The 3,118-nt window shown below is 50.3% G+C and carries 1 protein-coding gene and 2 pseudogenes; 2 read left to right on the top strand and 1 reads right to left on the bottom strand.

Annotated elements, in window-relative coordinates; genetic code table 11:
* Positions 1 to 201: pseudogene (locus tag RMO84_RS15950) on the bottom strand (single-stranded DNA-binding protein); the annotation flags it as partial.
* Positions 202 to 208: 7 nt separating this feature from the next.
* Between RMO84_RS15950 and RMO84_RS15945 the strand changes: the two are divergent.
* Positions 209 to 1,282 (top strand): annotated as a pseudogene (locus RMO84_RS15945) (R3H domain-containing nucleic acid-binding protein); the annotation flags it as partial.
* A gap of 416 nt (positions 1,283 to 1,698) precedes the next feature.
* Entirely contained in the window at positions 1,699 to 3,024 is a 1,326-nt protein-coding gene (locus RMO84_RS15940) for a caspase family protein (RefSeq protein ID WP_310489423.1), read from the top strand.
* Positions 3,025 to 3,118: the final 94 nt, after the last annotated feature.

The following is a 3,118-nucleotide window of genomic DNA, read 5'->3' as shown; positions in this document are numbered from 1 at the left end:
GAGGGTGGGGTTTTTGAGCAAGTTTTCGAGGCGATTGCCGTGCGCCGTGCCGACTAATTGGACGCCGCGTTCGGCGATCGTGCGAGCGGCTAAAGCCTCTAGTTCCGTGCCGATTTCATCGATGACGAAGACTTCGGGCATGTGGTTTTCGACGGCTTCGATCATCACTTGATGCTGGAGTTCGGGGCGCGCGACTTGCATGCGTCTGGCTCTACCGATCGCCGAACGCGGCGTCCAATTAGTCGGCACGGCGCACGGCAATCGCCTCGAAAACTTGCTCAAAAACCCCACCCTCTCCGATCTGATCGGTGGCATTCAAGCCGTCACCCTCGGCGATGAAGAAGCACGACGACGGGCATCTCAAAAAACCGTCCTCGAACGCAAAGCACCGCCCACCTTTGAAATCGCCGTCGAAATGCACGAACGCCACCGCTGGGTCGTTCACGATAGCGTCGCTGAAATGGTCGATACCCTCTTGCGCGGTCGCCAGCCGACGACCCAAGTCCGCACGGTGAACGAAGCTGGCCAAGTCACGATCGCCAAAGAACTGCCCGAACCCAGTAAAAATGGCTTGATGCCCGCTCCCAATGTGCCCCAATCGAACGGTGGCTGGCGATCGAGCGGACGCATGTCACCCATGCCTGCTACGTTGGCAACTAACGCCTCTCAAGCCACTCTCGAAGCCGATTTAGGCTTTGCCCAACTCCTCGACCAAAACTGGGACAGCGATGAAGGGACGATGGCGACAGGAGTTAGTGTCGGTGCCAATGGCGAAGAGTTGCCCCTCCATGTCTACCCCTACGGAATCGGTCGCGATGAATTGGAGCAGGTGATCGAAGTCCTCAATCTCCCCGTGATTTTGACCAAAGACATGGGTAGTGCCGATGCGGTATTGGCACTACGGACGCACATCAAAAATCACTCCAAACTCCGCCAGATTAGCAAAGTGCGTCAAGTCCCGATCTATAGCGTCAAATCCGGCACAATTCCCCAAATCACCCGCACCCTGCGGCGCATGCTGCACATGGACGATCCGGGCATACCGGAAGAGGCGGATCTCCGGCTGTTTGCTCAAAATGGTAGCGACGATGAGATTGAAGCCCTCGAAGAAGCCCGACTAGCAGTCGAGCAAATTGTCGTCCCCAAAGGTCAACCAGTCGAACTCTTACCGCGATCGAATGCCGTGCGCAAGATGCAACATGAGTTGGTCGAACACTATCATCTCAAGTCTGCCAGCTTTGGCGAGGAACCCAATCGTCGCTTGCGGATTTTTCCCGCTTAGAGGATGTCTGAAAAGTCTAAATTAATCCCCCCAGCCTCCTTAAAAAGGGGGAGCAAGATTCAAAGCTTTAGGATCTGTAGGTTGGGTAGAGCAAAGCGAAACCCAACACACCCAAACACAGTTTCTTACATCAATTAGCCGACATTTATGTCGGATCAGATGCTCCCCTAAAGAATCGCGATCGAATCATGTCGTCAAAGTAAAAATTTAACGCGCTTGTAAAACTCGATCGACTCTCAGATCGAGTTTTATTGGTAAGAGCGTAAATACTAGAGTTGGGGGGCAAATAATTAATGTCAGTCGCTGCTTAATTGACAATTACCCTACTCTAAATTTCAGGGATTTTATGTGGAAACTACTGAGCGATCTTTTCTAACGTGCTGAGTACAATAGGAACTAATTTGTGATGGCTAAAGATGATGCGTTTTTTATCGATTTTACCGCTCTTGTCGATCGGCGGTTTAATAACAGTAGCTATTGCAACTCAGCCGCCACTTAAGGGTGCAAATCTTCAGTCTTCTTCGCCATTAGGATCGAAAAGTAACGCTAGTCAAACTCTTGCCAGCCAGGGATCGAAAAGTAACGCCAGTCAAACCCTTGTCAGCCAGAAATCGGCAACGGCACCCGATTTTTTAGTTTTGGGCGGTGGGGGCGCACCATCTTATAACGAAATTGCGATCGAAAAAAATGTGCTTTATTTTCAACGCACGCTGAAGACATTGGGGTTCGATCCCAGCCAAGCGACAATTTTATTTGCCAATGGTAACGATGGACGCGAAACTGTCCGCTATTTAGACGCAAATCGCGAAGAACGATTCAAAGCACCCAATATCCCCTATCTCCAAGCGGCGGCGACAGTTGACAATTTACAGCAATCGCTCCAGCAGATCGCCAGCACATCCGCATCAAATCGCCGCCCGCTGTTTTTTTACTTTACCGGGCACGGTTCCCACAACCGAGAAGATGAAGATAACAACACGATGATGCTGTGGGACGAGCAAAGCTTGAGCGTGCGGGAATTTGCGACATTTTTGGATCGGTTGCCGCCCACAAAGCCCGTCGTCACTGTGATGGTGCAATGTTATGCAGGCGCGTTTGCTAACTCGATCCTGTATAAAAATGGCGATCCGCAGGCTAAAATTGCCGAAGGACATCGCTGTGGTTTTTTTGCTACCACTAAGTCTTTACCGTCGGTGGGCTGTACTCCTGAAGTCAATGAAGCCGACTACCAGGACTATAGTTCGAGCTTTTTTGCTGGTTTGAGCGGCACCAATCGCATCGGGCAGCGCGTAGCCTCTGCTGACTATAACCAAGATGGGCGGGTATCATATCTTGAAGCCCATGCTTTTGCTAAAGTTGACGAACGAGCTGCCGATTTACCGATCTCCACCTCCGAATCCTGGCTGCAATCTCAGCTCTCAGAGGCAGCCACCGCGAAGCTACTCGATAAGCAGTCGCTCTCCAAATTGCTAGCTACTGCCCGCCCCGAACAACAGTTTGTCGTGCAATCTTTGGCTAAACAGCTTAATTTCGATCGAAGTAAAAGCTATATGGATAACTACGATCGAGTCGAGACATCTGTTACGGAAGACGAGCTAAAATCTACCTATCTAGCCCGACTGAAAATCGAGCTAATTAATATCGCGATCGAACAGCAGCTTCGGGCTAGTAAGAATCCCCAAAAAATTGCCATTTTCGATCGATTGTTAAATTGCGAATCGGGTTCTCTGGGCAAAAGTTAACATTTTAACATTTCGATCGATCTCAGAATTATCAACGACTAGAAGTCGTTGCTAGTGATGCAAAGTCCGCCTGCGCGGACTAATTTAATTTCTC

Source organism: Chamaesiphon sp. VAR_69_metabat_338 (assembly GCF_031423935.1).
Lineage (GTDB): Bacteria > Cyanobacteriota > Cyanobacteriia > Cyanobacteriales > Chamaesiphonaceae > Chamaesiphon.
The sequence above is the reverse complement of the archived record's forward strand: the minus strand, read 5'-3'. Positions and strand labels throughout refer to the sequence as shown.